At 49.5% G+C, this 26,439-nt stretch carries 28 protein-coding genes; 21 read left to right on the top strand and 7 right to left on the bottom strand.

Annotated elements, in window-relative coordinates:
• Positions 1–118: 118 nt before the first annotated feature.
• From HW447_RS03125 to HW447_RS03090, 8 genes are all read left to right on the top strand, one after another.
• Positions 119–409 (top strand): hypothetical protein, encoded by a 291-nt coding sequence (locus tag HW447_RS03125; protein ID WP_176253878.1) that lies wholly within the window; start codon positions 119–121, stop codon positions 407–409.
• Positions 406–1,002 (top strand): lysine exporter LysO family protein, encoded by a 597-nt coding sequence (locus HW447_RS03120; RefSeq protein WP_176253877.1) that lies wholly within the window; start codon positions 406–408, stop codon positions 1,000–1,002. The genes HW447_RS03125 and HW447_RS03120 overlap by 4 nt, the downstream gene beginning before the upstream one ends.
• A 108-nt stretch (positions 1,003–1,110) precedes the next feature.
• The gene (locus HW447_RS03115) at positions 1,111–2,412 is read left to right on the top strand and encodes a bifunctional folylpolyglutamate synthase/dihydrofolate synthase (RefSeq protein ID WP_176253876.1); all 1,302 of its coding nucleotides are present in this window, start codon (positions 1,111–1,113) and stop codon (positions 2,410–2,412) included.
• A complete protein-coding gene (locus HW447_RS03110; RefSeq protein ID WP_176253875.1) occupies positions 2,409–2,555 on the top strand; it encodes a hypothetical protein in 147 nt (48 codons plus the stop codon). Before HW447_RS03115 ends, HW447_RS03110 begins: the two co-directional genes overlap by 4 nt.
• Positions 2,555–3,859, top strand: coding sequence for a tetratricopeptide repeat protein (locus HW447_RS03105; protein ID WP_176253874.1), 1,305 nt, complete (start codon positions 2,555–2,557; stop codon positions 3,857–3,859). Before HW447_RS03110 ends, HW447_RS03105 begins: the two co-directional genes overlap by 1 nt.
• A 114-nt stretch (positions 3,860–3,973) precedes the next feature.
• Positions 3,974–4,324 carry an anti-sigma factor antagonist gene (locus HW447_RS03100; RefSeq protein WP_176253873.1) on the top strand — a complete coding sequence of 117 codons (351 nt, stop codon included), beginning with the start codon at positions 3,974–3,976 and terminating at the stop codon, positions 4,322–4,324.
• Positions 4,325–4,368: 44 nt separating this feature from the next.
• Positions 4,369–4,803 (top strand): anti-sigma F factor, encoded by a 435-nt coding sequence (gene spoIIAB / locus HW447_RS03095; RefSeq protein ID WP_176253872.1) that lies wholly within the window; start codon positions 4,369–4,371, stop codon positions 4,801–4,803.
• Positions 4,804–4,808: 5 nt separating this feature from the next.
• Positions 4,809–5,561 carry a SigB/SigF/SigG family RNA polymerase sigma factor gene (locus HW447_RS03090; RefSeq protein ID WP_176253871.1) on the top strand — a complete coding sequence of 251 codons (753 nt, stop codon included), beginning with the start codon at positions 4,809–4,811 and terminating at the stop codon, positions 5,559–5,561.
• Between the two features lie 20 nt (positions 5,562–5,581).
• Here the strand turns inward: HW447_RS03090 and HW447_RS03085 are convergent, their stop codons facing one another.
• From HW447_RS03085 to HW447_RS03065, 5 genes are all read right to left on the bottom strand, one after another.
• Complete coding sequence (locus tag HW447_RS03085) at positions 5,582–6,037, bottom strand: SpoVA/SpoVAEb family sporulation membrane protein (protein ID WP_176253870.1); 456 nt, start codon at positions 6,035–6,037, stop codon at positions 5,582–5,584.
• 24 nt (positions 6,038–6,061) lie between these two features.
• Complete coding sequence (locus HW447_RS03080; protein ID WP_176253869.1) at positions 6,062–6,496, bottom strand: stage V sporulation protein AB; 435 nt, start codon at positions 6,494–6,496, stop codon at positions 6,062–6,064.
• Positions 6,486–7,112, bottom strand: a complete 627-nt coding sequence (locus tag HW447_RS03075) for a stage V sporulation protein AA (protein ID WP_176253868.1) — start codon at positions 7,110–7,112, stop codon at positions 6,486–6,488. Before HW447_RS03075 ends, HW447_RS03080 begins: the two co-directional genes overlap by 11 nt.
• A 2-nt stretch (positions 7,113–7,114) precedes the next feature.
• The gene (locus HW447_RS03070) at positions 7,115–7,312 is read right to left on the bottom strand and encodes a hypothetical protein (RefSeq protein ID WP_176253867.1); all 198 of its coding nucleotides are present in this window, start codon (positions 7,310–7,312) and stop codon (positions 7,115–7,117) included.
• Positions 7,313–7,506: 194 nt separating this feature from the next.
• A complete protein-coding gene (locus HW447_RS03065; RefSeq protein WP_176253866.1) occupies positions 7,507–8,139 on the bottom strand; it encodes a YczE/YyaS/YitT family protein in 633 nt (210 codons plus the stop codon).
• Positions 8,140–8,335: 196 nt separating this feature from the next.
• Here HW447_RS03065 and HW447_RS03060 point away from each other — a divergent pair, with 196 nt between their 5' ends.
• Together HW447_RS03060 and eno are read left to right on the top strand one after the other, a co-directional pair.
• Positions 8,336–8,941: a beta-class carbonic anhydrase gene (locus tag HW447_RS03060; RefSeq protein WP_176253865.1), complete on the top strand. Its 606-nt coding sequence runs from the start codon at positions 8,336–8,338 to the stop codon at positions 8,939–8,941.
• 185 nt (positions 8,942–9,126) lie between these two features.
• Positions 9,127–10,428, top strand: coding sequence for a phosphopyruvate hydratase (eno, locus tag HW447_RS03055; protein ID WP_176253864.1), 1,302 nt, complete (start codon positions 9,127–9,129; stop codon positions 10,426–10,428).
• A gap of 217 nt (positions 10,429–10,645) precedes the next feature.
• Here eno and HW447_RS03050 read toward each other — a convergent pair whose 3' ends face one another.
• Positions 10,646–11,059: a MerR family transcriptional regulator gene (locus HW447_RS03050; protein ID WP_176253863.1), complete on the bottom strand. Its 414-nt coding sequence runs from the start codon at positions 11,057–11,059 to the stop codon at positions 10,646–10,648.
• A 146-nt stretch (positions 11,060–11,205) separates the two neighbouring features.
• On the opposite strand from HW447_RS03050, the gene HW447_RS03045 reads away from it, so the two are divergent.
• The 4 genes from HW447_RS03045 to HW447_RS03030 are packed head-to-tail and all read left to right on the top strand — an operon-like array spanning position 11,206 to position 14,709.
• A complete protein-coding gene (locus HW447_RS03045; protein ID WP_176253862.1) occupies positions 11,206–11,769 on the top strand; it encodes a hypothetical protein in 564 nt (187 codons plus the stop codon).
• 15 nt (positions 11,770–11,784) lie between these two features.
• Positions 11,785–12,333 (top strand): flavodoxin family protein, encoded by a 549-nt coding sequence (locus tag HW447_RS03040; protein WP_176253861.1) that lies wholly within the window; start codon positions 11,785–11,787, stop codon positions 12,331–12,333.
• 44 nt (positions 12,334–12,377) lie between these two features.
• A complete protein-coding gene (locus HW447_RS03035; RefSeq protein ID WP_176253860.1) occupies positions 12,378–13,541 on the top strand; it encodes an iron-containing alcohol dehydrogenase in 1,164 nt (387 codons plus the stop codon).
• Positions 13,542–13,551: 10 nt separating this feature from the next.
• Entirely contained in the window at positions 13,552–14,709 is a 1,158-nt protein-coding gene (locus tag HW447_RS03030; protein WP_176253859.1) for an iron-containing alcohol dehydrogenase, read from the top strand.
• 26 nt (positions 14,710–14,735) lie between these two features.
• Here the strand turns inward: HW447_RS03030 and HW447_RS03025 are convergent, their stop codons facing one another.
• Positions 14,736–16,979: a helix-turn-helix domain-containing protein gene (locus HW447_RS03025; RefSeq protein WP_176253858.1), complete on the bottom strand. Its 2,244-nt coding sequence runs from the start codon at positions 16,977–16,979 to the stop codon at positions 14,736–14,738.
• 292 nt (positions 16,980–17,271) lie between these two features.
• Here HW447_RS03025 and HW447_RS03020 point away from each other — a divergent pair, with 292 nt between their 5' ends.
• The 7 genes from HW447_RS03020 to HW447_RS02990 are packed head-to-tail and all read left to right on the top strand — an operon-like array spanning position 17,272 to position 26,434.
• Positions 17,272–18,834 carry an extracellular solute-binding protein gene (locus tag HW447_RS03020; protein ID WP_176253857.1) on the top strand — a complete coding sequence of 521 codons (1,563 nt, stop codon included), beginning with the start codon at positions 17,272–17,274 and terminating at the stop codon, positions 18,832–18,834.
• 34 nt (positions 18,835–18,868) lie between these two features.
• Positions 18,869–19,822, top strand: coding sequence for an ABC transporter permease (locus HW447_RS03015; RefSeq protein WP_176253856.1), 954 nt, complete (start codon positions 18,869–18,871; stop codon positions 19,820–19,822).
• A 15-nt stretch (positions 19,823–19,837) separates the two neighbouring features.
• Positions 19,838–20,677 carry a carbohydrate ABC transporter permease gene (locus tag HW447_RS03010; RefSeq protein ID WP_176253855.1) on the top strand — a complete coding sequence of 280 codons (840 nt, stop codon included), beginning with the start codon at positions 19,838–19,840 and terminating at the stop codon, positions 20,675–20,677.
• A gap of 22 nt (positions 20,678–20,699) precedes the next feature.
• Positions 20,700–22,262: a glycoside hydrolase family 43 protein gene (locus HW447_RS03005; protein WP_176253854.1), complete on the top strand. Its 1,563-nt coding sequence runs from the start codon at positions 20,700–20,702 to the stop codon at positions 22,260–22,262.
• Entirely contained in the window at positions 22,225–24,027 is a 1,803-nt protein-coding gene (locus tag HW447_RS03000) for a family 43 glycosylhydrolase (protein ID WP_243176193.1), read from the top strand. Before HW447_RS03005 ends, HW447_RS03000 begins: the two co-directional genes overlap by 38 nt.
• Positions 23,984–24,640 (top strand): rhamnogalacturonan acetylesterase, encoded by a 657-nt coding sequence (locus HW447_RS02995; protein ID WP_176253852.1) that lies wholly within the window; start codon positions 23,984–23,986, stop codon positions 24,638–24,640. Before HW447_RS03000 ends, HW447_RS02995 begins: the two co-directional genes overlap by 44 nt.
• Before the next feature lie 6 nt (positions 24,641–24,646).
• Positions 24,647–26,434, top strand: coding sequence for an ABC transporter ATP-binding protein (locus tag HW447_RS02990; RefSeq protein ID WP_243176184.1), 1,788 nt, complete (start codon positions 24,647–24,649; stop codon positions 26,432–26,434).
• Positions 26,435–26,439: the final 5 nt, after the last annotated feature.

The raw sequence follows: 26,439 nt of genomic DNA, 5'->3' as shown, positions 1-26,439 counted from the left end.
CGTACAGGGCTGCCGTCCGGAATCGGGCGCAGCGGTGGGGCTGCTGCAGGATAAGAAACTGCGGCGGCCCCTTTTGTGCGGTTTGCGTTAAGACGGGCAGAAGAAAAGGAGTTAGGCTGTGGATATTTTAATCGCAATGTGCGTGGGGATACTGGCAGGCCGGTTTTTTATATCCGGCCGGATAAAAAGGGCAAATGAGCGGCTTTCTCTGCTCTGTACCTTTGTCCTGATTTTTGCAATGGGCGGCAAGCTGGGACAGCAGGAGAATTTTCTTAAAGAGTTTCTGGCTCTGGGAGGATACAGTTTCCTCTTTTTTGCCATCCCAACCATTTTTTCCATCGGTTTTGTGTATATTCTTACAAGACGTTTTATGGACAGAAAAAAGAAACGTAAGGGGACAGAACAATGATCGTTTTATGTACGGCAATATCGCTGGCGGCAGGCCTGCTTTACGGGATCCTCGGGATGGAAAACCCTCTGTTCTCCTTTCTCCTTAAGAATACAGACGGGGTTTTATATGTGCTTATGTTTTCCGTGGGCGTGAGCATCGGAATGCACCGCGGGATCGTAAGCAAAATACGGGAATATCATATTAAGATATTTATTATCCCCGCAGGGATTATAGCCGGATCCGTTGCAGGCGGTATTCTCTGCTCCCTTCTCACCCGGATTCCTATAGGGCAGGGAGCTGCCATCGCAAGCGGCATGGGATGGTACAGCCTGGCCGGCGCAGCTATCAGCGAGCTGGGAGGAGCCAGACTTGGCAGCATCGCCTTTATGAGCAATCTGATGAGAGAGATCGCCTCGTTTTTCATTATTCCTTTTATTTCCATAAAGCTCAATGATCTGACCTGCATCGCTCCTGCGGGAGCCACCAGCGAGGATACCACACTGCCGGTGATGCTTAAATACACCAATGAGGAGACCGTTGTTTTGTCGGTTTTAAATGGAATGATCTGTTCCTTTGCGGTTCCGGTCCTCATATCGGCGTTTGCCGGCTGACAGAGAAGGGGAAAAACGTCGTTTCCTGAAAAAAGGGGACGAGAACATGGTGTTGAAACTTTGGGGAAAATCATTTAAAATAGAGGGAACAGGCAGGAGGAAGAGACCATGATACAGGCAGAGGAATATCTGGAACATATCCCTATGTGGACCAGAGAGAAACATTCTCTTACAGAAGTGAGGGGATTTCTTGACCAACTGGGTAATCCGGACCGGGAGACGCCGGCTATTCATGTGGCAGGAACCAATGGAAAAGGATCGGTATGCGCGTTTCTTACTTCCGTTTACCGACAGGCCGGCTTTCGTGTGGGAACCTTTGTTTCTCCCCATCTGGAATCAGTGAGAGAGCGGTTTCTGATCAATGGAGAGAGGGCAGACAGGGAAATGGTACAGGCTGCCTTTGAGAAAGTGCTTAAAGCGGTGGAGCGGATGAAGGAGAAGGGCTTCTCTCATCCCAGCTATTTTGAATTTCTTTTTTATATGGCAATGACGCTTTTTGCACAGGAAGGAATGGATCTGATGATCATAGAAACGGGCCTGGGAGGAAGGCTTGACGCCACCAATGTGCTGGAGAAGCCTCTGGCCTGTGTGATCACTTCCATCAGTCTGGACCATACCATGTATCTTGGAGATACCCTAAAGGACATCGCCGGGGAAAAGGCCGGCATCATCAAATCGGGCGTGCCTGTGATCTATGATGACACGGTGAAGGAGGCGTCAGAGGTAATTAAAGCCAGGGCTCTCAGGATGGCTGCAGAAGCCTTTCCGGTGGGAACGGGCGATTTTACCATGGAAGAGGAGGAAACGGAGGGAATCTGGACAAGAACCCCAGAAGGGCTCAGGTTTTTTATCCCCTTTGAGGCGCCTTATCAGACGGAAAATGCCATGCTGGCAATCAGAACCGTTCAGGCAGTAGGGCGGCCCTCCATACAGGTTACAGAATCCCAGCTGATTGAAGGCATCGGCAAGGCCCGCTGGGCCGGGCGGATGGAGCGGGCCGGAGAAAACCTTTATCTGGACGGAGCTCATAATCCAGGGGGGATCGAGGCTTTTATCCAGGCGGCCCAGGCGCTGATGAAGCGCAGGAAAAAGAAGGGGTTCCTTCTGTTTGGGGCGGTGTCGGACAAGGATTACAGATCCATGGCAGAGCTATTGTGCAGCAGGATCCGCTGGTCCGGGATCGGCGTGGTACATATCCACAGCAGCAGAGGCGTGGAGGCGGAGGCGCTGGCAGAGGTATTTTCTGACAAGGCAGACTGCCCCGTGGCCGCCTTCCAGGGGGTAAAAGAAGCTCTTTGCGGGATGAAAAAACAGGCAGGAGAAGAACTTCTGTTCTGCGTCGGTTCCCTGTATATGGTTGGGGAGCTGAAAGCGCAGCTTGCAGAAATGGAAAGGAGAGAGGATACATGATCGATTTTGAAGAAGAGATCCAGCGTTTTAAGCCAAGCCTTGATGTAGAGGCTGTGGAGGACGCCATTGTAAAGAGTGATCTTACGGATATGACAGATATTATGATGGAACTGATCCGGGAAAGAGACGGGAAGAGAACGTGATGGATATTGCGGCAAAGAACAGGCAGATCGCCAACAGCTATTACAATCTGGGACTGGAAAAGGCGAAGATCCGGGATCTGTCCGGCGCGGCCCAGTGCCTGAAAAAAAGCCTTCATTTCTGCAAATACCAGACAGACGCCAGAAACCTTCTGGGGCTGATCTATTATGAAAACGGCGAAGTGGCCGATGCTCTGGTACAGTGGGTAATCAGCATGAACCTGCAGCCGGAGAACAATCTGGCGGATCACTATCTGGATCTGATCCAGAGAAAGCCGGGACAGCTGGAGGCGGAGAGTCAGGCGGTCAAGACTTTTAATCAGGCGCTGTGGCACGCCCAGAACGGCAGCGACGATCTGGCGGCGGTGCAGCTTGCAAGGGTTGTTTCAGCCAAGCCTCATTTTATCAAGGCTCATCTGCTTTTAGCCCTGCTGTATATGCGCCGGGAGGACTATAACAAAGCGGGGAGGTCTCTTTATAAGATCCTCCAGATCGATAAGAGCAACTCCAAGGCTCTTTACTATATGTCTCTGGTAAAGCAGAATACAGGGCGGGCAGAAGCGGAAAAGCGGCGGATGGTCAAGGCGTTTTCTCACCGGCAGATGGAAGATGACGATGTAATCATCCCTAATACCTATAAGGAGTCTACGGGGCTTTCTACGGTACTTCACGTTATCCTGGGTCTTATCCTGGGTCTGGCGGCGTTTTATGTGCTGGTTCTTCCGGCCAGAGAGAGCAGCCTCAACCGGCAGAGAGATGATGAACTGACAGGATATATGCAGAAGCTTAACAGCGCCAATCAGGAAAATGATACGCTGATGGAGCAGAATGAGGATATCAAGTCCCAGATGGAGGAAGTGCAGAAGCAGCTGGATACCCTGACTACGGGCAATACCAGTGTGATTGCCCAGTATCAGAGCCTGATCTGGGTGCTGCAGGACTATCGCACCGGGGATATGGTGTCAGCGGCCAAGACCTTTGCAGACGCCAGCTTTGACCTCATCGAGGATGCGAATATCCAGGGCATTGTAACGAACATCCGTCAGGAGATGTCAGGAACCGTTTATCAGACTCTGATTGACCGGGGACTGCAGCTTTGGAACGGCGGAGACAAAACACAGGCTCTGGAGTATTTTCTTGCAAGCTTAAAGATCCACCCGGATAATCCTGAGGCCATGTTCTATGCGGGACGTCTGTATCAGGATGCAGGAGATACGGAGAACGCCAATGCAATGTTTGATAAGGTAGTAGGCGAGCACGGGGATTCTGAGTATGCTCAGCGGGCAAGGAACGCCAGAGGATACTAAAGGGGCACACAGCTATTTTTACGGCAGAAGAAAGGGATATGCAAATCCATCTTCTGCCGTTTTTTGCGCAGACAGGCAAAAGGCCTAGAATGGAGCAGGAGGGAGGAGAAGGGAATGGAGTCAGCAAATATTACATATGAAGCCTTTGGGGACACACTGGTGATCCATATGCCTAAGGAACTGGATCATCACAACTGCCGGCGTCTGAAAACAGATACAGACCTGATGCTGGAGGAAAATTTTGTAAGAAGAATTCTCTTTGACTTTGGAAAGACAGAGTTTATGGATTCTTCCGGCATTGGTGTGCTGTTAAGCCGGTATAAGGAGATGGCGGCCAGCCGGGGGAGCGTATGCTACTATGGGGCCGGCGCCAGAGTGATGCGGATTCTGAAAATGAGCGGGATCTGCGGCCTGTTGAAAGGCTATGCCAGCAGGGAAGAAGCCTTTGGAGACGGGAGCATTTAAGAAGCGGGAGCATTTTGCTAAAACGGAGATGGAGGACAGGGAAAATGGAGGATGCAAGGGAGCATATCAGACTGGAAATGGAGAGCCGATCGGACAACGAGGAGTTTGCCAGAGTGGTGGCAGCCGTATTCATGAGCCGGCTGGATCCCACCATAGAGGAGACGGATGATGTAAAAACGGCGGTTTCCGAGGCAGTGACCAATGCCGTTATCCACGGGTATAAAGAAGGGGAAGGAACCGTTTGGATGGAACTTACGGCTGACCGGAAGGACCGCTGTCTGACGGTGCGCATAACGGATCAGGGAGTGGGGATCCAGGATATAGAAAAGGCCATGGAGCCCATGTATACCACAGACCGGTCTGGAGACCGGTCGGGAATGGGCTTCTCCTTTATGGAGGCATTTATGGATCAGGTAGAAGTAAAGTCGGAGCCTGGCAGAGGAACGGCAGTCACCATGAAGAAATACATTGGCAGGTGACGCTTATGGAAGAGATCATCCGGCAGATTCAAATGGCTCACCAGGGAGATAAAGCGGCCAGAGACAGGCTGGTAACGGAGAATACAGGACTGGTGTGGAGCATCGTCCGCAGATATGCAGGCAGAGGGTACGAACTGGAGGATCTGTTTCAGATTGGGAGCATTGGCCTGATGAAGGCTATTGACAAGTTCGATACAGCGTTTGACGTGAAATTTTCCACCTACGCCGTGCCGATGATTGCAGGGGAGATCCGGCGTTTTCTGCGGGATGACGGCATGATCAAGGTAAGCCGTTCGGTCAAGGAACTGGGCTTTAAGGCCAGAAGCGCCAGGGAGGAGTTAACAGGAAAGCTGGGAAGGGAGCCTACCATTGAGGAGATTGCCGGGAAAATAGGGGCAAGCAGCGAGGAGGTGGCAGCTTCCTTAGAAGCAGGAGCAGAGGTAGAATCGCTTTATAAGCCTCTTAGAAATGGCGGAGAAAAGGAATTGCTTTTAATGGACCGGATAGAGGAGGAAAGGGACGGTCACGAGGAGCTTTTAAACCGTATGGTTTTAAAGGAACTGATGGATGGGCTGTCCGAGCAGCATAAGGAGATCATTCTTCGGAGGTATTTTGGCAGTCAGACCCAGACCCAGGTGGCTGAAGCGCTTCATATATCTCAGGTTCAGGTATCCCGGCTGGAAAAGCGGATTTTAAAGGAGATGCGCAGACAGTATGAAGAAGGGGGGAATGGGAAAGGCAGAAAAAAACGCGTCTGAAGGGCGCGTTTTTTGATGTTCTATAGGATTCCCATTATACGGCCGAACCAGTAAAGAACCCCCATGGCCCAGCTTGCCAGCACTCCGTACAGGATCACCGGGCCGGCGATGGTAAAAATCTTGCAGCCTACTCCAAATACCTCGCCTTCGGCGTGAAATTCGATGGCCGGCGCTACTACGGAATTGGCAAAGCCGGTGATGGGGACAAGGGCTCCTGCGCCGCCGAAGGTGACAAGCTTAGGGTAGATATTAAGACCTGTAAAGAGGACGCTCAAGAAGATCAGCGTCAAAGAAGTCCAGGCCCCTGCCGCCTCCTGCTCCAGGCCGCGGCTGTTCATCAGCCAGTTTGTGATAAACTGCCCTAAAGTGCAGATCAGGCCGCCGGTGAGAAAGGCTTTTGCCATGGCAGGCCACAGGGCGTGAACCGGTGTAATGGTTTTTACATATTCTTCATATTGTTTTTTATCGATTTCCATGATGGATCTCCTTTAAAATTGTAACTATTCAGCCATGCCATTTAAAAAGTAGAGCAGCGATCCGGCCAGTTTTCCCGCCGCAATTCCGAAAATCAGATATGGAAGCCCTACGGCCAGGCCGATCCGGCGGCTGAGGGTGGGCAGGGCTTTTAAGGTTTCAGCCAGAGACATTGCCAGGCAGCCCACAAAGACACCTACCGAAAGGCCGGCAATACCCAAAAAGACAGCTCCGGCAACACGGCCCAGGGGAAGGGAAAATTCATAGAGATCAAAGCAATTTCCAAGGATCCCGCCGGCCATGATGAAGCTTTCGTAGAGGAGGACCTTATTTTTGGTTCCGGTACGGCCCATAAGACGGACGAAAACGCCGATGATCGCCAGAAAGGCGTAGACGCCTGCTGCGATGACGCCTCCGGCACAGAGCCCGAAGAAGATGAGAAAGACAGTCTTAAGAAACATCGATCTTATTCTCCTTCCGCTCCGAGTTGTCAATAAGGGTTTTGCAGATGTTTTCTTCATAGAGACGCATTTCCACCTCTAAGGGCGTGGGATCGGTGTTTAAGCGTTTGGAAGAAATATGATTGAAAAATACTACGATCCCCAATGCAAGGCCAATGGAGTAGCTGGCTTCCAGGACAGTAGCCCCTTCTGCCTCATATCCCATCACCAGCCGGTACACCTCGCTGAACACCTGAGTAACGCTTACATCGTTGTTAAAGGTCATGATAGCAAAGGCGGCTCCGAAAAAGGAGATGGCGCAGACGCAGCCGGTTTTGGCCCATTGCCATAAATAGGAAGGAGGGGCCGGAGGCTTGTAGGCGATAATAAAATCCTCCTCTCCCATGGAAGTTACCTGAATCCCCGGATCCAGGGCCTCCAGCCGTCGTACGATATCCAGGGAGTTTGCAACATAGCGGTGTTTTTCTTCCTGCCGCACCGTCATCACCTTGCATACACTGCATTTGTTCTGGATGTTCTTATCCTTGCAGTAGACCTGAGCCACGTCTTTTAAAAGCACATCCTTATGGGTCAGCTCCGTGATCTGGCTGAACTTTACATAAACGATATGGGTCATGGTCATACCCCCTGGCATTTTCTTATATACACCAGGCGCTCCGGCCCATAAAAACCGGGATGTTCTGCCTCTACCAGAACGCCTTCCTTCTCATATTGTTTTTCCCCTGGGCCCCAGATAAAATACCAGGCCATGAGGCCGATCAGAACCAGCGCCGCCAGAAACGCCGCGGCTGCCAGCATATATTTTCCTGTTCTCATACCATTCACATCCTTTCTGGTTTTGATGGTAGTATGAGCGTTTTTTTGTTTGTTATTCACGGAGTCTGTATTGGCAGAATCGGACCGTTTATACTGTAAAAATACAATTCAGGAGGAAAGAGTTGTTTTTGGGAGGCTGATTTGCTATAATACGCAGAAAGAAATCCTGGAAAGCCATTTTAAATAGTAACGATTCAGGATGGGGCATTATATTTCCAGAATGACCCAAACACCTTTACGATCTGCCCCACTGCCAAAGCCGAGATCACGGTTCCTTCGCGCACACCATTCAGCTTATAAAAAAAGATCATGGCAAGAAGGGCGGCGGCCAGGGTAAGACTGGTGTCAAAGACGACCTTCACATTTCCAAACTGCCAGTGATAGCGCAGGGAGAGGGCGCGGACCAGGGCTTCCGCAGGGAGCATGATCACGTTGGCCAAAACCTCAAGAGAAATGCCAAAGGCCATGACGATACAGCCGACGGCAAGAAAAATCAGGGAATTTATATAGGGCCCTCCATACTGGGTGGGGATGATAGAGAGCGCCAGATCGATACAGACGCTAAAGAGCAGGGCAGCGGGGATCTGCAGAGCCTGCATAAGGGTGAAACAGCGGCGGATCAGGGCCTCTCCCAGTACAAAGAGCATATTAAAACAGAAGGTGTAAAAGCCCATAGAGGGAGCCGTCGCCAGACTCAGCACAAAGGGAGTTCCGGAAATGGGAGAGGTTCCCAGTCCGGCTCTTGTGATAAATCCGATGCCTGTGGCGCTGATCAGCACCCCGGCAGAAAAGATAAGATAGTTTTTTGCAGATTTGCAGGTGTTCATATGCAGTACCTCCCAGAGAAACGAAAAAGTATACAAAAATATTCTGAATAGCAAAAAGTTTTTGCAATTCTATTGTAATCGCTTATTCTGGAAAATGCAACAAAAGGCTGCATAAAAACTAAAAAATATTTTATTTATACAAAAAAATTGGTACTTCACGCCAAAAAACTGCTGATGAAAGAGAGGTAATTTTATTATGATAGATGAAATTATGGAATTTAACCGAAAATTTGTAGAAAGCCGGGGATATGAGCCTTATCTGACCAGCAAGTATCCGGATAAGAAACTGGCTGTCTTAACCTGTATGGATACAAGACTGATCGAACTGCTCCCTGCGGCCCTTGGCATCCGCAACGGAGATGCCAAGATCATCAAGAATGCCGGCGGCGTCACCAATCACCCTTATGGGAGCGTAATGCGCAGTCTTTTAGTGGGGATCCTGGAATTGGGGGTAGAGGAGATCATGGTTATTGGCCATACGGACTGCGGCGTTCAGGGGATGGACGGAAAAGAGATGCTTAAAAAGCTGGAGGAACGGGGCGTGTCCAGAGAACATATGGACATCATATGCCACAGCGGGGTGGATCTGGAAAAATGGCTGGGCGGCTTTTCTTCCGTGGAGACTTCGGTTCGTGAGACGGTGAAAAGCTTAAAGGAGCATCCGCTGATGCCAAAGGATATCAGGATCAGCGGCTTTATCATGGATTCCGTCACAGGGAAACTTACACGGGCAGAGGAACAGGCGCATATTTCCTCTGAAAAGGAGTATACTGACAGGGAAACGCCGCCTAGAGGGAAATAAAAAGATGAGAAAAATTCCTTACAGGGCCGGTTGTATTTTTCGGCAGACTGTGATAGACTGCAAATGAAGTTAGTAAAAACTAATCCGTGCTGGTTCATAGGGCAGATCTCCCTTATCACAGGACGCAGGCGTGTCCGGCGCAGTCTATACGGTACGGGAAGAACTCTGTGGGAAAGGAAGGACGTATGAAACATTTGGAGATTGAGAAGGTCATCGGAAGAGAGATCATTGATTCAAGAGGAAACCCCACCGTGGAGGCGGAGGTTTATCTTACAGACGGCACCGTAGGCCGCGGCGCTGCTCCAAGCGGGGCATCTACAGGAGAGTTTGAGGCCCTGGAACTTCGGGACGGTGATAAGGAACGGTTTGGAGGAAAAGGCGTTTTAAAGGCAGTAGAGAATATCAATACTGTGATAAACGATACCTTAAAGGGAATGGATCCGTCGGATGTGTACCGTGTTGACCGGGCTATGATCCAGGCAGACGGCACAGCCGACAAGTCAAAGCTGGGGGCCAACGCCATTTTAGCGGTATCCATTGCCGGCGCTGCGGCAGCGGCAGAGTCTCTTGGACTGCCGTTATACCGTTTCCTGGGCGGAGCAAACGCAAACCGTCTCCCTCTGCCTATGATGAATATTTTAAATGGCGGCGCTCATGCGGCCAATACAGTAGACGTACAGGAATTTATGATCATGCCGGCAGGAGCAGAAAGCTTTAAGGAGGGTCTGCGCTGGTGTACCGAAGTATTCCATGCGCTGGCGGCTCTTTTAAAGGAAAAGGGCCTGGCTACCTCAGTGGGCGACGAGGGAGGCTTTGCGCCGGATCTGGAAAGCGATGAAGAGGCCATCCAGTATATTCTGGAGGCTGTAAAACGGGCCGGATACGAGCCGGGAACGGATTTTGTACTTGCCATGGACGCGGCGGCCAGCGAGTGGAAGGGGAGCAGAAAGGGAGAATATATTCTTCCCAAGTGCAAAAAGACCTTTACATCAAAGGAGCTGGTGGCTCACTGGAAGGAGCTTTGTGAGAAGTATCCCATTTATTCCATTGAGGACGGTCTGGATGAGGAGGACTGGGAAGGCTGGCAGTATATGACCAAAGAACTGGGCGATAAGATACAGCTTGTGGGCGACGATCTGTTCGTTACCAATACAGAGCGCCTTAAGAAGGGAATCGCTCTGGGGTGCGGAAACTCCATTCTGATTAAGCTGAATCAGATCGGAACCATTTCCGAGACTCTGGAGGCCATCAAGATGGCTCACAAGGCAGGATGCACAGCGATCGCTTCCCACCGCTCCGGCGAGACGGAGGACACCACCATTGCAGATCTTGCAGTAGCGCTTAACACCTGCCAGATCAAGACCGGCGCTCCCAGCCGCAGTGAGCGGGTGGCGAAATACAACCGTCTCTTAAGAATCGAGGAGCAGCTGGGCGGCGGGGCCGTATTTCCAGGCATGGAAGCCTTCAACCGCAGACAGAAACTGTAGATAAATAGAAAAACGCGTCTGTATGGAATGGGACGACGGAAAAATTATACGCAAAATCTGAAAAAGATAAAAATGGGGTTGCTGCAGCATAGATGAGAACGTATCTATGGAGCAGCGCCCTATTCTTGCGTGTACGCTACGGCCCATCTGAGGGGCGTAAGAGCCCAATACGCCTGGGGACTGAGAAGATATGGCTGAAAATGGGTGAGATACTGCGCTAGTTCAACGAATCAGCCGGCCAATAGATCGGATTGCAGTCATCAGGAATCTGTCGGGCTAAAATTCTCCGGCAGTGTTCTATTTTATTGTTGATACAGTCTGCCCGACGTTGGATCTGCTTCAGTTCTCCTTCTGTCTGCTCTTGTAATTTCAGGAGAATGTCAAAGCGTTCCTGAATGGTAGAGTCTCCTTGCTGACACAGGGAAAAATAATGCTTTACCTGTGCAACAGGCATACCGCTTTCCCGTAAAAAGCGGGCGCATAACAACCAGTTCAAATCATCTCCATCAAAGACACGATTTCCGTGCTCGTCGTACTCCAGTGATGGTACAAGTCCCACATTTGTATAATAGCGAATCGTATGAGGGGACATATTTAATTTCTTTGATGTTTCCAGTACATTTAACTTCATCCAAATTCTCCTTACAGCAAACAGTTTTCAAGTGTTTCCAGAATATTTATAAAATGGCAGTTGACTTAGAGTAACTCTAATACAGTACACTCATTATAACATCTCAGGAAAAAGGATGCAATCAATAGAATATGGAGGTAAGGACTTTGAAAAGAAAAATTTGGATCTTTATATCTGCGGCAGCTATGGCGGCCAGCATGACCGCCTGTGCAGGCAATACCACGCAAAGCAATCCAACAGCGGCACAGGAAACACAGCGGGAAAATAAGGAAATGAATATGGCAGACAAAAAGAGTGAAGAGGCACGTCCAGGAAAAGTTACAGATGCGGATATTTATACGTTAAGTTCCAACATAAAACAGCTTTATGCGGGAGAGGAAATATCGATTCAGGGTTTTCTTGATGGGAAAGAAATTGGAGAAATTGGAAAAATTACGGCGGATGGAAAACTGACCCTTGATTTGCCGGAAAAAGTGGCTGACGATCTGTTGACTTCCAGGGAAGGAACCAATGTAAAAGGGGGAACACTGACAACAAAGCCGGAAATTCATCCATGGAAAAGCGCTGATGATATAATGGTGCTCGTTTATGTGAATGCTCCCATGGGGGATTATCAGACGGGATGGAATTACGCCAATATGAAGCATGAGATGGTACCTTCAACAGAAGGATATACCTGGATTGTGATGGACAGTATGGCAGAAAATTAGAAGGAGAAAAAGCACATGAGTAAAAAAATACTGGTTTTGTGTGGAAGTCCTCGAAAACATGGAAATACAGATCTGCTAAGCGATGCATTTTTAAAGGGGGCTTCTGAAGCAGGTTTTGAAGCGGAAAAAATCTATATCCGGGATAAACAGATCAATGGCTGTATGGGCTGCAGCGTATGTCAGAAAAATGGAGGAAGCTGTGTTCAAAAAGACGACATGGCAGAGATCTATAAGAAAATGACCGCAGCAGACATCATTGTACTGGCTTCTCCGGTGTATTTTTATACCTGGTCATCACAGATGAAAACACTTCTCGACCGCAGCTTTGCCATGGAACAGACACTGAAGAATAAAGTGTTTTATCTGATCAGTGCCGGTGCTGCTCCAACAAAGGATTACATGAAAACCATGCAGATATGCTTTGAACAGTATGTAGATTGTTTCCGTAGAGGAGGCAATCAAATAGGAGGCAGTGTGTTTGGTTTATCGGCAGACAGGTCTGGAGCAGTATCTGGAAGTGATGAGGAACGACAGGCATATGAGTTAGGAAAGAATATGAGATGAGAGACAGTCTATGGTATTTTTTATAAAAGACAGGAGGAGCATGGATGGAATTTACATATTATAATCCGGTAAAGCTGTTTCATGGAGAACATAAATTAGACGAGGTTGCAAAAGAAATTCGCACTTTTGGAAAAAAGGTTCTTTTGATTACAGGCGGAGAAAGTTTCAGGAAAAATGGATATTATGCACAATTGGAAAAAGCCCTGAAAAAGAAGGAAATTACGATATATGAAATGAGCGGAAACAGGACTCCTTCCTTAGAGCGGGTGCGGGAAGGGATCGCACTGGTACGGAAAGAAAAAATCGATTCCGTTGTTGGTATCGGCGGCGGAACCTGTATGGATATTGCCAAAACAATTGCATTTGGTGTGAAACAGCAGGATGATATCTGGGAATATTTAACCTGTTCAAAAGAGCCGGATACAATGGAGCACCTACCTGTGGGGACGATAGTGACCTTCCCTTCCTCCGGTTCAGATATGAATGGCTCAACACAAATTACCAATGAGGCAACAGGGGAACAGGCCGGTCTGTCGGATGTGTATCCCAATTTTACCTGGCAAAATCCCCAATATATGTTGTCCATTGGGAATGAAGAGCTGACAGCCGCACAGCTGACCGCCTTTGTTCAGCTTTCTCTCGGCTATATTGGGCTTGGACGTTCCGATATCTCAGAAAATATTACAATTACACTGATCAAGCAGCTGTTTGAGCAGCTGGATAAAAGCCTTGCAGATCCTGGTGATATGGATTCACGGAGTATTCTTATGACGATCAGTGCCTTTACTGTAAACGGACTGACAACCCTTGGAAAAAAGGGAGATTGGTGCCTTTATCCCATCAATGCAGTTATACAGAATTATTGTGATGTAAAGTATAAGCAGGCAATTACTGTGATTTTCCCATATTGGCTGAAGCTGATTTATCATGGTCAGCCAGAAATCACATCGTATTTTCATGAGCTGTTTGGTGTAGAGATCAATTTGCGTACACCGGATGAAATTTTGCAGGATGGTTTGTGGGAGTTATTTAAGCTGTATGATAAATATGGAATTGCTGCCAGCTTTTCAGAAATTCATGAGATTCAGGAGGATAAATTGCGTTTGCATGGGATGGTGGAATCCCTTGGGGAAATGCAGTCCATTTACACAGAATTAACCGCTGAAAAAGTTGAAAAAATGATTTTAGAATCTGTTCGTGGAATGTAAGGAGAATCGCATGGAAAATTTTGAACTGTATATTGGGACAAAAATCTTTTTTGGACAGGGACAAATTGATAAATTATCAGAGAATATTGCCTTTTATGGAAAAAATGTTTTGTTTGTTTATGGCGGAGGAAGCATAAAAAAATTAGGTTTATATGACAAGGTTTTGAAACAGCTTGAGGGACTGAATGTGTTTGAACTTAGGGGAGTAGAAGCCAATCCTAAAATTACCAGTGTTTATCAGGGGGTAAAACTGTGCCGTGAACACAATGTGGATGTGATTTTAGCTGTGGGAGGAGGAAGCGTAATTGATTGTTCCAAAGTAATTGCTGCTGCAGTTTACTATGAGGGTGACGCATGGGATATGGTAAGGACACGTTCGCCGATTAAGAAGGCGCTGCCGCTTTGTACGGTTTCTACACTTGCCGCTACAGGAAGTGAAATGGATGCGGGGGCGGTAGTCGTCAATTCACAGACAAATGAAAAAATATCTGTGTTCAGTCATGAGATTGTGCCAAAAGTATCGATTATTGATCCTTCTTACACCTTCACCGTATCGGCTGAACAGACAGCAGCCGGATGTGCAGATATCATGTCGCATTTATTAGAACAGTATTTTGTTCCAAAATCTACGTTCATGGCGGATTTGTTAGTCGAAAGCGTTATGAAAACGGTAATTCATTATGCAGATACAGCAATAAAGGAGCCGAATAATTATGAGGCCAGAGCACAGATTATGTGGGCCAGCGAAATGGCTGACAATTCTATTTTAAGCAATGGAAATCAGATGGCGGTATTTGGGGTTCACGGAATGGAACATCAGCTTAGCGGACGATTCAATACTACGCATGGAGTGGGACTTGCGATTCTTACTCCGCGTTGGATGAAGTATGTACTTTCTGAAACTACAGTAGGGCGGTTTGCTCATTATGGTACCGCAGTTTGGGGAATTGATGAAAACCTGGATCGGTATGAGATTGCAAAAAAGGCAATCGAAGCAACTGCAGGTTTCTTTAAAGGCCTGGATATTCCACAGACATTAACGGAAATTGGTGTTAATCCTGAGCAGTTTGAGGAAATGGCTAAAAAGGCAGAAGAATATGGAACCGCTCATGCGTGGGTCCCGTTATATGCAAAGGACATTGCCGAGATTTACAGGATGAGTTTATAGTTATTTATGAAGCATAAAGGCAGCCTCTAGCTTCGGCCGGAGGCTGCCTTTTCGCGCATTTCTCTGGGAGATACGCCGAAATTCTTTTTAAAGGCCCGTCGGAAGGAGGCCGCGTTGTTGTAGCCGGTGTACTGGTATAGTTCCGAGACAGAGGCCGCAGAATCAAGCACCAGCTCCTTGGCTTTTGCCATGCGCAGTTTTTCAAGATACACAGAGAAATTCTCCGATACCTCTTTTTTAAAAAGAAAGCTGAAATAGTTCTCCGAGATATGGAATTCTTCGGATATCTTGGAAAGGGACAGGGAGGCGTCCATATAGTTGGCATTGATATAGTCCTGGATCCGCTGGATCAGTTCATGGGAATCACTGCCGGAGGTGTAAAAGCTGCACAGCTGCAGGGCAATGGACTGCAGGGTATCCAGATTGATCTCCTTTTCAAAACGGCGGTCGATGAGATCCAAAAGCTCTTTTTTCTCCGGCGTATCTGCCAGAGCAGGATCCAGGGCACGGCGTTTGCGAAACAGCACGGCCCGGACATCGGCAACCAGCCAGCGAAGCTGTGTAAAGGAGAGGGTGCGGCGCTCCAGATTCTCTTCTTTTAAGCGGGCGAATACCTCTTCCGCCTGATCACTGCTGCCGGTGGAGATAAAGCCGCTAAGCTGTACTGCCAGGCTTTCCGGGAAATAATAGACATCTGTGGAGGCGGCCAGGTGCAGGCTGCTGGTGACGCAGCGGCGGTCTGTGGTCAGAGACCAGGCGTTGCGAGCTTCCTGATAGGATTTCCAGATATAGGAAACTACCTCGTAGATATTTCCAAAGCCGCCTACGATCTCGATATCATAAAGCTTTAAGAGCTCCTGATGGAGGGAGAGGAAAGCCTGCATATTCCGGTCCGTATTCTCCTGATCGGAAAGGCTGGGGGAGACGGCGATCAGACAGGCAAATACAGCGTCCCCCGGCTTATAGATGTAACCTGTATCGGGAAAATACCGCTTTAATGCTTCACGAACCAGGATATCATAATTCTGGATGCACAGCTTCAGGTTTTCTGCGTCCAGATGGCTGGACTGACGGGGGGCAACACCGGCATAGAGTACCTGATACCGGCAGTCCTCCCGCTTCAGTCCAAGCTCCGAGGTGATCCGATCCATCTGCTCATTAGTCGTGATACTGCCTTCCATAAGCCTGCGGATATAGGACTCTGAGACCAGAGGCTTTGCCTGCTCCACCATAGAAGTCAGGGCAGACGTCAGATGGGTCTGGCTCTCCAGTTCACTGCTTAAGTGGGCCACCGGCCGGCTGTTGTAGGCGGTGAGCAGGATGATAAATCCCCCTTCCAGAAGGATGGTAAGGACAATCAGAGCTACAGACAGCTTCTGATAATTTCCGGTAGAATAATAAAGGGTAGAAGAGGGCTGCACCAGATACCAGTTCCAGCCATTGTATTCGGAAGAAGCGTTTACTGCGCTCATGGAGCGTCCGTTTTCCTTAAATGCCGCCGCGTCTGCCTGATAGGACAAGGACGGTAAAAGGGAAGGATCTGTGGCGGGAGCTTCCGAACCGCTGATGGAAAAGCAGGGCCTGCCCTCTTTGTCCAGTGCGCAGACCATATAGTCCCCTGCCGTGCTGCTTTCAGGAAAAAAGCTTTCCAGGCTGCTGCGGTCGATCATAAACATAAGGATGCTGTTTACATCTCCGCTGATGGAGATGAGGGAATTGTTGACAGGACAGATATAAAGGTAGCTTTCTCCGTCATTTAAGGAAATAAACCGCCGCCAGTTGTTGGGATTCATCAGGTCATCGGAGAGGGAATACTGAAACAGTCCCTGATACTGAGAATTGTATTTCTGGGCCAGGCTAAGTTCGGAAAAATAGTTAGAGGACAGGATATACCCGCTTTTTTCCAGGTACACAAAAAGCTGCCCTCCCGCGATCAGCTGTTCAGGGGGCAGAATAAGGCCAAGCTGTTCCTGGACCTGCCAGGCCGTGTAGGAAAAAGCGGCGTCCTTCGGATCTCCGAAATCTGCCAGTGTCTTAAAAAGAGAACTGGAAGAAAGCTGCAGGCTGGCCGCATGGATCTGCTTTAACAGATCATCCGTCTGGCGGATGGAAGAGGAGAGGCTGCTTTTTGCCTGGGAATTCAGCCCTCTCTGCAGATGACGGTAGGAGGTATGATAAAAAATCGCTGCACTGATCAGCATCAGTGCCAGTACCAGACTGTATGAAATGGCAAGTCTGTTTTTAAAGGATAGATTCTTAAGTGTTTTCATAGGCATTATTATAATATAGGAGCTGAATGGAATCAATAGGAAATCAGTAAAAAAGTATGGGAATCATAAAATATGCGCGTTTTACCGTACATATCTTATGACAAGGTGAAAAAACATCTAAATTGTTAAAATATAAACAAACTGATGGCTTAGACAGTAAATCTATGAAATATGTACAACAAAATGAAATTTTAGCCGTTGAAATCAAGTAAAAACAGTGATAGTTTGTAAGTACACAAAAAATGCGTGTGATGCGATCAGCATACGAAATCTATGATTCGGAGGAAATGACATGAGAAAAGGATGGAAGCAGACTGCCGCAGCTGCACTGGCTGCGGTAATGGCTGCGTCACTGCTTGGCGGCTGTGGCCAAAAGAGCGGCACAGAGTCGGAAAAGGTAGAAAAATATACGGCGGACGGAGAACTGGTAAAGCCTGAAAAAATCACCGTCATGACAGATGGAACCGTCTTTACAAAAAGAAACGGAAGAGACGCACTGGAAAAAAGATGGGAGGAACTTACCGGAATCGATCTGGAGTTTATTCAGCCGGACCACAGCGCCTACTATGATGTGGTGGGCCAGACCTTTGCTTCTGGTGAGAAGAACTGGCCGGACGTGATTCTCTTAAGCTCCACCTATTACAGCGGCTATGCGGAAGAGGGCGCGCTGTGGGACATGACAGATACCTTTGAAAACTCTGACTTAAAGAAATCAGGAAGAATTACCGGCGAGGATGTCATCGACGGTATGCGTATCAACGGAAAGCTCTACGGCCTTCCTGTAAACCGCGGCGGCGGCTGTATTACCTATGTAAAGAAAAAATGGCTGGACAACTGCGGTCTGGATGTTCCAACTACCTATGATGAATACCTGAATATGCTGAAGGCATTTACAGAAGGAGATCCCGACGGGAATGGCGTCAACGGGGATACATATGCTCTTTCCGCAGCCGGCTTTATGGGCGAGGAAGCTCCGTATACCAATTATCTGCCGGAGTTTTATCAGGATGCCTACCCCTCCTTTACTAAGGATGAAAACGGGCGCTGGTATGACGGCTTTATGGAGCAGAACTTTAAGGACGCTCTGCTTCGTTTAAGAGACGCCTATGTAAAGGGATATATTGATAAGGAAACACTGACAAACGGTACCAGCGACGTGCGCAATAAGTTTTATGAGGATCGCAGCGGCGTATTTACCTACTGGGCCGGAACCTGGGCGGAGAATTTAAGAAGCAACCTGGCTAAAAACGGTCTGGATGACGAACTGATCCCTCTGCCTCCCATCAAGGAATTGGGAAACTACACGGAGAGAACGCCTGCGGTATGGTGCATCACCAACTCCTGCAAATACCCGGAAGCCGTTTATAAGTATTTTATTGAGTCCATGATGGACGGCGGCGATATGCAGACTCTTTGGACTTATGGCGTAGAGGGCGTACACTGGTCTACCAAGGCGGAGACGGTGTGCGGAAATACCTACGAAGAGGGTCAGTTCCATGGCCTGGAAAGCCTTGATAAGCCGGGAACCCAGTACACCAAGGGCCTTATGGATCCCACCCTTTCCATTGTAAAATGGGACAGCGATCCGGGAATCGATTCTGTGGCTCCGGCTGCCAAGACCTCACAGGAGATCTTCAATGAGAACTGCAAGCAGGCGCTGATGGTGCCTTCCACTACAGAGATGGCTACCTACAACGGTGATCTGACGACATTGAAGCGTTCTATTGTGGCAGACGTAGTAGTACAGGGTATGTCCATTGATGAGGCATATCAGCGCTTTGAGAAAGAGCATGGTGTGAAGTGGTCCAATATGATCGTGGATTCTCTCAATCATCTGGCAGCCACCGAGCAGTAAAAGGAAACGACATTGAAATTTGGAGGAAAATGGAATGAAAAAAGAGACATCCAACCCCGGCACCGGGGTGGTGCATAAAAAATCTCTGAAGCAGCAGTTATATTATTACAGAAGCTTCTATGTTATGTTTTTGCCTGTATTTATCTTTGCGGTAGTGTTCCACTACCTGCCCATGCTGGGAATCCGGTACTCCCTGTTCAGCTACAAAGGTATTAAGGCTCCGGAGTTTGTAGGACTGGCTAATTTCGAGCGTATGTTCTCCATGCCCGGATTCTGGAGTGCGTTTGGCAATACCATCCTGTTAAGTGTGGTAAAGCTTTTGCTCAATACTTTTATGGCAGTTGCGATCTCTATCCTGTTAAACGAGCTGCGTTTTATGAAGTTTAAAAAGGTAACACAGACCATCGTGTATCTGCCCCACTTTATGTCATGGGTAGTAACGGCTTCTGTATTTACGCTGATCCTTTCACCCGGCGATGCAGGCCTTGTAAATTCCATCCTTATCAAACTGGGAATTGTCAAAGAAGGCATTTACTTCTTAGGCGACAAGGACTGGTGGAGAACAATGTTCTACGTCATCAATATCTGGAAGGACACCGGCTGGGGAACCATTATATTCATGGCTACCTTATCGGGCATCAATCCTGAACTGTACGAGGCTGCGTCCATGGACGGCGCGGGGCGCTGGAATCAGATCCGCTACATCACTCTGCCGGCCCTTGCCAATACCATTATCACTGTGCTGATCTTAAACCTTGCAAAGGTTATGAACCTGTTTGAGTCCGTATTCGTACTGCAGAACGATGCAGTTATCCAGAAGGCAGATGTGCTTCAGACCTACATCTACACCCAGACCTTCAACTCCGGAGCCCTTCCTGACTTCGGATATACCACAGCGGTCAGCGTGACGGCATCTGTGGTAGGCTGTATCCTGGTGCTGCTGTGCAACCGCGCAAGCTACAAGGTACGCGGCAGAGGTATTGTATAGGAGGAATGTAAACCCATGAAAAAGAAAAATCTGACTGTTTTTAATGTGATATCAGTCATCATATTTATCCTGATCAGCCTGATCATGCTGATTCCCATTTACAAGGTGCTGGTGGACTCCTTTGACTTAAAGACTGCTTATGGTATGCGGCTTTTGCCAAAACAGTTCGGTCTTGACGGATATATTTCCGTATTTACCAACCCCACGCTGTTTCAGCCATTTTTGATCTCCTGCGTCACTACCATTGCAGGAACCTTTGCCGGTCTTGCCATCTCTACCCTGGGCGCTTATGTGCTGATCCAGTGGAAGATGCCAGGACGCAAGCTGTTAGCCAATTTCCTGCTTTTTACCATGATTTTTAACGGTGGTATGATCCCTACTTACCTGGTTATGAAAACACTGGGCCTGACGAATACCTTGTGGGTGGTTATCCTGCTTCCGGCGATCAATGTATACAATCTGGTGCTGATGAGAAACTTCTTTGAGGGCATCCCGGCCAGCCTGTTTGAATCTGCCGAGATTGACGGCTGTTCTCCTATGGGAACCTTCTTTAAGATCGTGCTTCCCTTATCCAAGGCGGCCTTAACAGCTATCGGCCTGATGTTCGCAGTCCAGTACTGGAACGATTACACCAACTATAAGCTTTACATTACAAATGAAAACCTGTATAATTTCCAGATGAAGCTGCGCTCCCTGATCATGGGAAGCGACCTGCCTTCCGCGGTGGGAAGCGCGACTGAGAACACGATCAAGAATGCGGCCGTTATTGTGGCCATCCTTCCATTCGTGATCATATACCCGTTCTGCCAGAAATATTTTATTTCCGGCGTGAACATCGGCGCTGTCAAGGAATGACAGACGCAGGGAGGAGAAACGCATGAGCGCTGGGACTTACAGAAATCCAATTTTATACGCAGACTACTCCGATCCGGATGCTATCCGGGTCGGGGCGGACTATTACATGGTGGCATCTTCGTTTACATATCTTCCGGGGGTGCCTCTCCTTCATTCCAGGGATCTTGTCCACTGGGAGATCATTAATTATTGTGTGCCTGCTCTGCCTTTTGAGAAATACGACCGGCCGGCCCACGGTTCCGGAACCTGGGCACCGTCCATCCGTTATCATAAGGGAGAGTTTTTTGTGTTTATCCCCCTTCCTGACGAGGGGATATTCGTGGCCCGTTCCAAAGACCCCAGGGGAACCTTTCAGCTGAACCGCCTGTGCGAGTCAAGGGGCTGGATCGATCCCTGTCCTTTCTGGGATGAGGACGGAAAGGCATACATGGTATTTGCCTATGCAAGAAGCCGCTGCGGCATCAAGCACCGGCTGGCCCTGGCAGAGATAGACCCGGAGTGTACGGGGCTTAGAGGAGAACCGAGGGTGATTTTTGATGGAACGCAGCTTGCGCCTACCAGCGAAGGGCCAAAGATGTATAAAAGGAATGGCTGGTATTATATACTGATGCCCTCCGGCGGCGTTGCCACCGGTTGGCAGTCGGCTCTGCGGGCAAAGGATATCCAGGGACCCTATGAGTATAAGATTGTGATGCATCAGGGCAATACGGCTGTAAACGGCCCCCATCAGGGCGCCTGGGTAGATACGCCGGAAGGGACGGACTGGTTCATTCATTTTCAGGATGTGGGAGAACTGGGACGCATCGTTCATTTGCAGCCTATGTGTTTCCAGGAGGATTGGCCTTTTATCGGCTGTGAGAGGAACGGAGACATGATTGGCGAACCGGTAGAAGAGTGGGAGCTGCCGGTGAAGGAAGCGCTGGTCTGCCGGATTGCGGATTCCGATGAATTTGAAAACGGAAGGCCGGGACTGCAGTGGCAGTGGCAGGCTAATCCAAAGGAAACGTATTTCGCACAAAAAAGGGGCCCAAAAGTCCTGCGTCTGGCCTGTCTGGCCAATGGGGAGCGGGAAAATCTGCTCTGGTATGCCCCCAATGTGATGACACAGATTCCACAGTCGGCGGCATTTACCGCCGAGGTAAAGCTTGCACTGGCCGGCGATGAGGATGACGGCAGGACCGCAGCCGGCGACGGAGATATGGCAGTCCTTGGAATGACGGGCCATCACTACGCATTTGGAGGCCTTGAACGGGAAAAAGACAAAGTTTGGCTGCGCCTTTACGAGGGCTTCGTAACGGGCAAGGAATTTGAGGGAGAGGCCATGGAGGGCCTGGTGTTTTCAAAGGAATGGAAGGAGAAAAGCCCCTTATGGCTGCGGATGGAGCTTTCGGAGAATAAGAAATTTTCCTTCTCTGCCTCAGAGGACGGAGAGAATTTCTGTCCTGTCGGTCCTGCCTTTCATCTGGAAAAGGGCACATGGACCGGCGCAAAACTCTGCCTTTGGGCCTGTAACCGCAGAAATGAACCGTCAGGAGGATGGGGTGAATATGATTACATACACATCAGCCACAAGACAGAACGCTGAGGAAGCTTTTGAGGCTGCCCTGGCAGGTGATCTGAAAAGGGTTCAAAAGCTGGCGGACTACACCTTCCACATGGAAACCTGCGATGAGGAGGGAAACAGCCTTCTGCACTATGCAGTCCGCGGAGGGAATCTGAAGCTGGTCCGCTTTCTCACAGAGGTCTGCGGTCTGGATCCGTCCTGGGCCAATAAAGCCCTGGTGACGCCCTTTGACCTGGCTCACAGGCAGGCGGAGGCAGAAGGGCCGGGGAGTAACGCCGCAGAGATTGAGGCCTGGATGGCTTTATGGTGCGGCTTTGACTATGAATCCTGCTACCGTAATCCCATCCTTAGGGGAATGTATCCCGATCCCAGCATTGTGCGGGTAGGAGAAGATTACTATATGGTAAATTCCAGCTTTGTATTTTTTCCCGGTATTCCCGTGTCTCATTCAAGAGATCTGGTTCACTGGGAAACCATCGGCTATGTGATGGCGGATCCCTGCTGGGCGAAGGAGCATCTGGGGCCTCTGGAAGGCGGACGCGGCTTCTGGGCACCGGATATCAGCTATCATAACGGCTGGTTTACCGTATGTGCAACCCTCAGGCTTAATGATGATGCAGACTGTATTCAGACCCAGTTTGTTTCCCGTTCCCGAAGGCCTGAAGGCCCTTATGGGGAACCGGTGATCCACAGAGTAGCAGGCATTGATCCTTCTATCTTTCATGATGAGGATGGCCGCTCCTATATGCTCCTTAACCGGGGGGCACGGATTATGGAAATCTCAGAGGATGGCAAAGAGTGCCTCTCCAAACCACAGCTTATCTGGTACGGCTGGGACAAGCACGGGCCGGAAGGGCCCCATATCCTTAAAAAGGACGGCTGGTATTACTGCTTTTTAGCCGAGGGCGGCACCGGAATGGGACATAAGATCACGGTGGCCCGCTCCAGACAGCTGATGGGGCCATATGAGGACTGCCCCTATAATCCCATTATGACGCAGAAGGATCCGGCGGCAGCCATCCAGTGCTGCGGCCATGGAAAACCGGTGAGCACACCAGACGGCCGCTGGTATATGGTGTATCTCTGCTCCCGGTATCTGGAAAATAAATGGGGGATGCTGGGGCGGGAAACCTGTCTGGATGAGATCAACTGGACTGCGGACGGCTGGCCGGTGGTAAATCAGCGGAAGGGTCCTTCCTATATGGCAAAACGGCCGTTGGGGACTTCGTATGTCCAGAAAGCCTCCGGCCTTCCTTATAACGGCTGGATCTGCCCCAGGACCATCGACAGCTCCCGAATCACCGTGTTTGAGGACGGCTGCCTCCAGATCCGGGGAGAGGCAATGGATTTGAATGACAGGGCCTGCGGCAGCCTGCTGGTGAAACGGCAGCCGGACTTTAACTTTACCTGTGAATATGAGATGTGGGCTCCCGGTAAAGACGGATATCAGGATGCCGGGCTGACCCTGTATTATGATGAAAATACCTACATTAAGTTTGGCATAAAAGGAGGCTGCCTTTTTGTGGAGGAATACGTGGATAACGCCTATATCCGCAGACAGGAAGGAAAGTTTGTGCCGGGAACCGGGCCGGTTTTCTTAAAAATCGTCACAGAAGGGCTCAATCGGACTTTTTATGTAAATCAAGAGAAATTTTGTACCTTTGAGGGTGTTACATCCATCTGCTCAGAGGGATTAAAAAAAGGAAAACGCTTTACAGGCGCGATGACAGGAGTGTACAACAATGGAACGAATCTTATATGCTGGAGACAGCACCGTAGCATTTAACAAGATCAATACATATCCCCAGACCGGTATGAGCCAGGCCCTGCCTTTGTATTTAAAAGATGATATACAGGTATTAAGCTTTGCCAAAAACGGCCGGAGCACCAAATCCTTTATCGCAGAGGGGCGTCTGGCGGCCATTGAACGGGAGTTAAAGGAAGGGGATTATCTCTTTGTCCAGTTTGGCCACAATGACGCAAAGCCCGATGAGGCACGTCACACAGATCCGGCTACAGACTTTAAGGAAAATCTTCTGACCTTTGCCAAAGCGGCGCAGGATCACGGCGCGAAGGCAGTATTCATCACTCCCATCGCAAGACGGCTGTTTGATGAAAAGGGAAGGTTTAAGAAGGGCAGTCATGGCGCTTATCCCACAGCCATGAAGGAGGCGGCTGCAAAAGCCGGTGTTCCTGTGGTGGATCTGACTGCCGTGACCGAGCAGTATCTGGCCGGGGTTGGGGAGCTTTGGAGCCGTCCGCTGTTTGTATGGCCAAAGGACAATACCCATTTAAAATATGAAGGAGCCGTTATGATGGCTGGTTTCCTGGCCAGGGGCCTGCGGGCACTGGGGGAGCCTTACAGCAGTCTGTTGGCAGAGGAGAAAGAGGGGGAATAATAAAAAATGGACAGATATCAGGAAATGGAGCGGCGCTTTGCCGCCTGTTATCAAAAGCACGGGGAGCACTCTGTGCTGGTGCTGCTGGAATTTTACAGGGGGCAGTATCACAAATTCCTGCTGTCTACCGTCTTTTTTGTACTGAAACATTCTCCCTCCCTGCTTTCGCCCCTGCTGATTGCCAATGTAATCAATGGTGTTATTGAAGGCGGCGAAGCAGGGCGAAGGGCGATTCTTATCAATGCAGGGATCTGGCTGGGGCTTTTAACCATCCATCTTCCTGCGAACTGGATTCACAACCAGTTAAAAAGCCGGGTGATCCGAAACACGGAGGCCGGTCTGCGGGCGGCTCTGGTGCGGAAACTTCAGGAACTGTCTATCCCATACCATACAGGCAGCCAGTCCGGCCGTCTGCAGTCGAAGATCATGCGCGATGTGGAAGCTGTGGAAACACTGTCCTCTCAGCTGTTTGTAAATCTGCTGAATATCGTGATGAACCTGGTGATCACCTTATCCATCACCGCCGTGAAAAACCGGTTGATCCTTTTGTTCTTTGTGCTGGTTGCGCCTGTGGCCGCAGCGGCGGTGGTGGCCTTCCGGGCAAAAATCCACAGAGAAAACCGCTCGTTCCGTCAGGGTATGGAGGAGACCAGCGCCCGTGTGATGGAGATGGTGGAAATGGTGCCTGTAGCCAGAGCCCATGCCCTGGAAGATAAGGAGGCGGCCCGGATCAGCGCCCTGCTGGAGGAGACCGCCAACCGGGGCTATCGTCTTGATATGGTTCAGGCCCATTTTGGAGCGGTCAGCTGGGTGGTATTTCAGGTATTCCAGGTGGTGTGCCTGGCCGTTTCCGGTTTTATGGCCATGTCCGGCCTTATAAAGGTGGGGGATGTGACCTTTTACCAGTCCAGCTTTACCACGGTGGTCAATCAGTTTTCGGCTCTGATTAACCTCCTGCCCATTCTCACAAAGGGACTGGAATCCGTCTCTTCCATCGGTGAGGTGCTTTCCTCTGATGATGTGGAGTGCAATGAGGGGAAGGAGGAGCTGGCCTCGCTAAAGGGCGACTATTTATTTAAACAGGTCAGCTTTGCTTATCCGGGCGGGGAAAAGGAAGTGCTCAGCGGCCTGGAACTTTCGGTCAGACAGGGAGAGACCATCGCCCTGGTGGGAGAGTCGGGATCGGGAAAGACCACGATATTAAATCTTCTGATCGGCTTTATCCTGCCTTCTAAGGGAGAACTGCTGATCGACGGGAAAGATATAAAGGGACTGAACCTGAGGAGCTACAGGCGGTTTATATCGGTGGTGCCTCAGACCCCGGTGCTGTTTACGGGAACCGTCCGTGAAAACATTACCTACGGTCTGGAACACGTAAGCGAGGAACAGGTGAGACAGGCCGTAGAGGCCGCCAATCTGTCCGGCGTCATCGAAAAACTTCCCCAGGGGCTTGACACCATGATTGAGGAGCATGGGGCGAACCTAAGCGGCGGCCAGCGTCAGAGAATCTCCATTGCCAGAGCGCTGATCCGGGATCCCCAGGTGATCATCCTTGATGAGGCCACCTCAGCTCTGGACAGCATCTCGGAGGCAGAGATCCAGGAAGCTCTGGAGCGCCTTACGAAGGGACGGACCACTTTTATTGTGGCTCACCGCCTGTCTACGGTCCGGGGAGCGGACCGGATTCTGGTCATCGGACGGGGCAGGATCAGAGAACAGGGGAGCTACCAGGAACTGATGGAGAGAAAAGGAGAATTTTACCAGATGGAACAGCTTCAGAGAATGGTGAGGTAAAGAGA

Source organism: Enterocloster alcoholdehydrogenati, assembly GCF_013282095.1.
GTDB classification, from domain to species: Bacteria; Bacillota; Clostridia; order Lachnospirales; family Lachnospiraceae; genus Enterocloster; species Enterocloster alcoholdehydrogenati.
The sequence above is the reverse complement of the archived record's forward strand: the minus strand, read 5'-3'. Positions and strand labels throughout refer to the sequence as shown.